This window comes from Acinetobacter sp. YH01010 (assembly GCF_013420775.1).
Lineage (GTDB): Bacteria > Pseudomonadota > Gammaproteobacteria > Pseudomonadales > Moraxellaceae > Acinetobacter > Acinetobacter amyesii.
In genome coordinates this window covers 1-6,403 of the sequence record NZ_VOYF01000042.1, presented here as the reverse complement: position 1 = coordinate 6,403, position 6,403 = coordinate 1, and the positions used below count along the sequence as shown (strand labels likewise).

Here is a 6,403-nt window from a genome sequence, read left to right as displayed (position 1 = left end):
CAATACCAGCGCACAGCCCAAAGAATGATTTCGCCCTGAAAATGCCGACCATGGAAAGGATTCATATGCTGCACCTTTAGCTAAAACAGTCTTCAGCTTACCATTCGTGGTTATTTGCAACAGTGCCGTTTCGATACTGTTATCAAAGTTGTAAAAGCACTTAGTTTACGGCAAGCAATTTAACATTGGATGTAATTATAAATATTATCTAAATAAGCTGCAATTTCATCCACTGTGGCTCTCGCAGTCCTTGAAACACCCACCAGTGTCGCTGAACCAGGTCCGGTCCACTCACCATATCCTACTAACCATAGGTTGGATTGTTTGACTGCTCGTGTTCCTTCAACAAGTATCGTATTATTTTCCTCTACTATTCCAAGTGGCTTTAAATGGCTTAAAGTCGCTTTAAATCCAGTACACCAAATCACTGCATTAACCTGTTGAAAAGATCCATCTTCCCAAATCACGCCATTTTCTGTAAAAGCCGAAAATGGGCGCTCACTATGTAAAACTCCTCGTGCACGTGCATCTTTGACTGAATCAATCATGACAATATCACCCAGACCGCCAACAGGCTGATCTATTGTACGGCCTTCTAATTGTGCCTTTAAACGCTCTGTCGCACGTAAAAACAGTACACGGCCATCAACATCATCTGCTAAAAATTGAGGAGGTGTTGGCGTGATCCAAAGAGTGTCTGCCACTTGGGAAACTTCAGCCAAAATTTGTGCTCCAGAATTTCCACCACCGACTATCATTACGTGCTTATCTTTAAAAAGTTCTGCATTTTGATAATGGGCGGAGTGTAATTGCAGACCTTTGAAATTTTCTTGGCCAGGGTAAGATGGGATATAAGGATGACTCCAGGTGCCCGTTGCACTGATTACAGCCTTGGCTCTCCATATCTGTTCACCTGCATGCACACTCAATACTTCTCCTTCGCTTTTGACGTGATCAACATATACAGGACGAATAATCGGAAATTGATAACGCTGCTCATATTGCTGCAAGTATTCAATAACTTCTTTCTTGGTCGGATACGTTTGTTCTGTATTCGGCATAACCCAACCAGGTAAGGAACTCCAGCTATTCGGTGAAAACAGACGCAAAGAATTCCAAGCATGTAACCAGGCTCCACCTGCTTGATTTTGATCATCTAAAATAATAAATGGTATTTTTTTTCGCTTTAAAAAATAAGCTGTAGATAAAGCTGCCTGTCCACCACCGATAATGATGACATCAGTTTCCGTCTGTTTCTGATTCAAAGCCTTTTCCCCTTTTATTTTTTCTTTAATATAAAAACCCAATCCTGAAGACTGGGCTTTTACAATATTCACTATATTTTTATGACAACATCAAAATCAACTTAAACTATCAAGATATTTTTCAGCATCTAATGCAGCCATACAACCAGAGCCTGCTGAAGTAATCGCTTGGCGATAAACTGAATCAGCCACATCACCGGCAGCGAATACACCTGGCACTGAAGTAGCAGTGGCATTCCCCGCTGTTCCGCTTTGGATCTGAATATAGCCATCACGTAACTCAAGTTGCGCTGAAAACATCTCAGTATTTGGTTTGTGACCAATTGCCACGAATAAACCCTGTACCTCAATATCTTGCTTTGATCCATCTACAGTGGATTTTAAACGCACTCCAGTTACTCCGGTGTTATCGCCTAACACTTCATCCACTTGATTGTTCCAAAGAATGCTAATTTTGCCTTCTTTCTGTTTTGCAAAAAGATGGTCTTGTAGAATTTTTTCAGAACGCAATGAAGCTCGGCGATGCACTAAAGTCACGTGAGCTGTAATATTAGACAGGTAAAGCGCCTCTTCAACCGCAGTGTTACCACCGCCTACAACCATCACCTTCTGATTCTTATAGAAGAAACCGTCACAAGTTGCACAGGCACTTACACCTTGCCCCATGAATTTAGCTTCAGACTCAAGACCTAAGTATTGTGCCGTTGCACCTGTGGCAATAATCAGGGCATCACAGGTGAATTCTTCCATATCGCCTTTCAGCACGAATGGACGAACGCTTAAATCCACTTCACTGATATGGTCATAGACGATTTCGGTGCCAAAACGTTCCGTATGCGCTTGCATACGTTCCATGAGTGCGGGGCCTGTTAAACCTTCTGGATCACCCGGCCAGTTATCGACTTCAGTGGTCGTGGTTAATTGACCACCGAGTTGTAAGCCTGCAACTAAAGTGGGTTTAAGATTAGCCCGTGCTGCATATACCGCAGCGCTGTAACCCGCAGGACCTGAGCCAAGAATGATTAATTTAGAATGTCTCTTTTGCATTTAAGATCACCTAGCAGTTTACAAACTGCGCTGATTGACACGTTTAGATAATTCTTCAGCTGATTCCTTACGTTCTGAATAACGATCTGTCAGGTATTTGCTTTGTCCACGAGTCAGTAGGGTGAACTTAAATAACTCTTCCATCACATCCACAATCCGGTCATAGAAAGCCGAAGGTTTCATTCGCCCATCTTCTTCAAACTCCAAAAAAGCTTTTGGAACTGAAGACTGATTTGGAATGGTGATCATCCGCATCCACCGCCCCAAAATACGCATCTGGTTCAGGCTGTTAAATGACTGTGATCCGCCACTGACTTGCATCAAGGCAAGAGTTTTACCTTGGGTTGCACGGATTGCCCCTCCTGCCAGTGGAATCCAGTCGATTTGAGATTTAAAGATTGAACTCATAGAACCATGGCGTTCAGGTGAACACCAGACCATGCCTTCTGACCATGCTAAAAGCTCATGCAGTTCTTTTACTTTTGGATGCTCAGTATCCGCATCTTCTGGTAAAGGAAGCCCTTTAGGATGAAAGATTTTTATTTCCGCCCCAAAATGCTCAAGGATTCGACCGGCTTCAAGAACTGCAAGGCGACTGTAAGAACGTTCTCGATTAGAGCCATACAGCAGCAAAATTCGCGGAGGATGAGCAAGTTCTTTGGCTTGAACTTTTTCAAAGGTGGGTTGCTCAAGAAGATTTAGATCTACATTTGGGAGATTCATAGAGTTAGGCCTCTTTAAAAACTTTCTTTCTCAGCCAGAGTGAACCACTCACCAAGGCAATCAACACAGGAACTTCGACCAGTGGGCCAATAATCGTGGTAAAAGCAACAGGCGAAGCGATACCAAAAGTTGCAATCGCTACTGCAAGTGATAATTCAAAATTATTCCCCGCTGCGGTAAATGCAATTGCTGTGGTCTTAGGATAGTCATTGCCCATCCATTTACTCATAAAGAAGCTGATGAAGAACATTAAAACGAAGTAAATGGTTAAAGGAATCGCGATGCGTAAAACTTCAAGCGGAAGACTCACGACATCACCGCCTTTTAGGCTAAACATGGCCAGAATGGTGAACAGCAAAGCCATTAAACTCAGCGGACTGATTTTCGGAATGAACTTGGTTTCATACCATTCCACGCCTTTCTGTTTCACCAAAATCCATCGCGTTAAGAAACCTAATAAGAACGGAATACCAAGATAAACCAGAACAGCATGGGTGATGGTCCAGAAATCGACATTAATGACCTGCGAAGCGACACCAAAATAGGGTGGAAGGAAGGTCAGGAATAACCAGGCATAGGTACTGAAAAATAGAATCTGGAAGATGCTGTTAAAGGCAACTAATGCTGCAACATATTGATTATCACCACAGGCCAAGCCATTCCACACCAGAACCATGGCAATACATCGAGCAAGACCAATCAGGATGACACCGGTCATATATTCTGGATAACTATGTAAAAATATGATTGCCAGGGCAAACATGAGTACTGGCGCGATCAGCCAGTTTTGTACTAAGGATAAAGTAAGGGTTTTCTTATCCTTAAACACTTGTGGCAAAGTCGCATAGTTCACTTTTGCCAGTGGTGGATACATCATTAGAATAAGACCAATCGCGATTGGAATATTCACTGAATCAATGCTTAATTTATCGAGTGCGACAGAAGCCTGAGGAAAGAAGTTTCCGATGGCAATGCCTAAGGCCATGGCAATAAAAATCCATAGCGTCAGGTTGCGATCTAAAAAAGATAAGCGTTTTTTAGACATTTCACTTACTCAACGTTCGAAATTTGATTAATTGCTGCAATCAATTCTGAGCGAGATAGTTTATCTACATTAAGTTTAAATAAAGCATCTAAGCGACGATTGATATGTTCAACAGTGCTCATAAAGGCTTTTATTTTTTCTTCTTTATTCACGTCTAAGTGTGAAGGATCAGCCAAGCCCCAATGTGCCTTGATTGCTCCACCCAAATAAAGTGGACATGCTTCTTGAGCAGCAGAATCACATACTGTGATCACAACATCAGGTTGATATTGTTCACAATCATTAATCGTTTTACTCCATAAACCTTCGGTAGATAATCCTAAGTTTTCAAGGGTTTCTAAAGTTAGCGGGTGAACTTGACCTGAAGGCTTACTCCCAGCACTATAGGCTTTCCAACCTTCTGGTGCTCGGCTATTAAACAAAACTTCAGACAAAATGCTACGGCAGCTATTTCCAGTACATAAAAATAAAAATTTCATTGAATTACTCACAATAACTATTTACAGAAAGGGGGTGTTGATCATCCAGCTTTGATTGAGATTGAACCGTCTTCAAAATATCTAAAATTTCATAACACCAGTTGGCCAATTTTGGATTGATACTGTAGTAAACCCATTGGCCTTGTCTGCGATCTTGAAGTAGCCCTGAAGCACGTAAAAGGGCTAAATGTCTTGAAATTTTAGGTTGACTGAGTTGTAGTTTTTCAGTCAAATCACATACACATAGTTCTTTATTTTCAACAATTAATGTCACTATATTGAGACGTGTTTCATCTGATAAGCATTTAAAAAAATTAACTTGATCCATATAAGTCTCCTTCACATTCTTTCCATTTAAGAGATGAGAAAGTGCTATTTAATTCTTTGGCCATTTTCATCAATAATTTTTTCACCATCTTCTTTGCTAAATGCGCCTTTCTGAGGAAACGGGAGAATATCCAAAACAACTTCAGAAGGACGACACAAACGTGTACCTAAATCCGTAACAACGAATGGGCGGTTAATCAAAATAGGATGTTGAAGCATAAAATTTAAAAGCTGTTCATCAGACCAATCTTCCCGAACAATTTCTAAATCAGAATATGGAGGTACATTTTTACGAATTGCTTCTCTAACACTTAAACCAGCACTACGAATAAGTTCAATTAATTCTGCTTTCGAAGGTGGGGTAATTAGATATTCAATAACGATTGGTTCAATTCCTGCATTTTGAATTAAAGCTAAGGTATTCCTTGATGTACCACACTCAGGATTGTGATAAATCTTTATGGTCGAGAACATTTTGACTGACTCTGCTATTAGAAACTCAGATATATTTATATACGTATTTACACATATATGCAAATACGTATATTGATTTTATTTAAATTACTTAATGTCAATAAATGTATATATATTCTTGCAAATTCTTATGAGTGAGAAAAAACTCGTTATTTAAATATGTAAATTTAGAGTAAACCCTAAAGTTACAATCTGAAAGTTCATGAAATTATGTATCATTTAAATGATTTTTAATCATAAATAACATGTAACTTTAGTATTAAAGATTTATAATTTACGAAATTGTTCATTTTTATCCAATTGGGGCGTGAAAAATTGAAAGGCCAAAAAGTAGGGTATATCCGGGTAAGTTCTGTCGAGCAAAACACTGGACGTCAACTTGAGGGAATTGAAGTCGACCGGATTTTTGTTGACCGTGCTTCAGGTAAAAATACTGACCGACCTAAATTTCAGGAAATGTTGAACTATGTCCGGGAAGGGGACAGGGTGATTGTACATTCCATGGATCGTTTTGCGCGAAGCCTGAAAGATTTGGTCACTGAAGTAGATAAACTGGTCAAACGAGGGATTGCCATCCAGTTTGTAAAAGAAAATATTACTTTTACGGCCGAATCCACCCCGATGGATAATTTGATGCTGCAATTGATGGGTGCTTTTGCACAGTTCGAACGTGAGATAATTTTAGAGCGGCAAAAGGAAGGAATAAAACTCGCCTCTGCTCAGGGGAAGTACAAAGGTCGGGTGCATAAACTAAAGCCTGACCAAGCTGAAGCTTTACGACAAGCATGGAGGGAAGGGAAGTATCCATCAAAAATGGCATTAGGAAAAGCTTTTGGGATTAGTCGTCAGGCGGTATACCGATATTTACAAGTTAGTGAATAGCTTATTGGGATTGGCAACTAAATTTAGTTTAACTTGGCTTTGTTGCACAAAGCTATTCTTGAAGGCTTCTTCAGCAATATAATTTCCAGATGAAGAAGCCTGCACCTAAAATCTACCGTACAACCAATTGGTCCTCGTATAACCAAGCTTTAATCAAGCGA

Annotated in this window: 8 protein-coding genes; 1 reads left to right on the top strand and 7 read right to left on the bottom strand. The window is 40.2% G+C overall.

Annotated elements, in window-relative coordinates; all coding sequences use genetic code 11:
* Positions 1-179: 179 nt before the first annotated feature.
* The 7 genes from FTT77_RS16735 to arsC all read right to left on the bottom strand — a co-directional run bounded on the left by FTT77_RS16735 (position 180) and on the right by arsC (position 5,360).
* The gene (locus FTT77_RS16735; RefSeq protein ID WP_171053915.1) at positions 180-1,265 is read right to left on the bottom strand and encodes an ArsO family NAD(P)H-dependent flavin-containing monooxygenase; all 1,086 of its coding nucleotides are present in this window, start codon (positions 1,263-1,265) and stop codon (positions 180-182) included.
* 96 nt (positions 1,266-1,361) lie between these two features.
* A complete protein-coding gene (trxB, locus tag FTT77_RS16730; protein WP_004644738.1) occupies positions 1,362-2,312 on the bottom strand; it encodes a thioredoxin-disulfide reductase in 951 nt (316 codons plus the stop codon).
* 18 nt (positions 2,313-2,330) lie between these two features.
* Entirely contained in the window at positions 2,331-3,035 is a 705-nt protein-coding gene (gene arsH / locus FTT77_RS16725) for an arsenical resistance protein ArsH (protein WP_004644739.1), read from the bottom strand.
* 4 nt (positions 3,036-3,039) lie between these two features.
* Positions 3,040-4,080: an ACR3 family arsenite efflux transporter gene (gene arsB, locus FTT77_RS16720; protein ID WP_180109580.1), complete on the bottom strand. Its 1,041-nt coding sequence runs from the start codon at positions 4,078-4,080 to the stop codon at positions 3,040-3,042.
* Positions 4,081-4,085: 5 nt separating this feature from the next.
* Positions 4,086-4,559: an arsenate reductase ArsC gene (locus FTT77_RS16715; protein ID WP_004644741.1), complete on the bottom strand. Its 474-nt coding sequence runs from the start codon at positions 4,557-4,559 to the stop codon at positions 4,086-4,088.
* 4 nt (positions 4,560-4,563) lie between these two features.
* Complete coding sequence (locus FTT77_RS16710) at positions 4,564-4,887, bottom strand: metalloregulator ArsR/SmtB family transcription factor (protein ID WP_004644742.1); 324 nt, start codon at positions 4,885-4,887, stop codon at positions 4,564-4,566.
* Between the two features lie 44 nt (positions 4,888-4,931).
* Positions 4,932-5,360 carry an arsenate reductase (glutaredoxin) gene (gene arsC / locus FTT77_RS16705; RefSeq protein ID WP_004733243.1) on the bottom strand — a complete coding sequence of 143 codons (429 nt, stop codon included), beginning with the start codon at positions 5,358-5,360 and terminating at the stop codon, positions 4,932-4,934.
* Between the two features lie 315 nt (positions 5,361-5,675).
* Between arsC and FTT77_RS16700 the strand changes: the two genes are divergently transcribed.
* The gene (locus FTT77_RS16700) at positions 5,676-6,242 is read left to right on the top strand and encodes a recombinase family protein (RefSeq protein WP_004282172.1); all 567 of its coding nucleotides are present in this window, start codon (positions 5,676-5,678) and stop codon (positions 6,240-6,242) included.
* Positions 6,243-6,403 lie beyond the last annotated feature (161 nt).

Coding starts and splice junctions, on each gene's coding strand:
- trxB (WP_004644738.1), bottom strand. CDS start 2,312: ATGCAAAAGAGACATTCTAAATTAATCATTCTTGGCTCAGGTCCTGCG.
- arsH (WP_004644739.1), bottom strand. CDS start 3,035: ATGAATCTCCCAAATGTAGATCTAAATCTTCTTGAGCAACCCACCTTT.
- arsB (WP_180109580.1), bottom strand. CDS start 4,080: ATGTCTAAAAAACGCTTATCTTTTTTAGATCGCAACCTGACGCTATGG.
- FTT77_RS16715 (WP_004644741.1), bottom strand. CDS start 4,559: ATGAAATTTTTATTTTTATGTACTGGAAATAGCTGCCGTAGCATTTTG.
- FTT77_RS16710 (WP_004644742.1), bottom strand. CDS start 4,887: ATGGATCAAGTTAATTTTTTTAAATGCTTATCAGATGAAACACGTCTC.
- arsC (WP_004733243.1), bottom strand. CDS start 5,360: ATGTTCTCGACCATAAAGATTTATCACAATCCTGAGTGTGGTACATCA.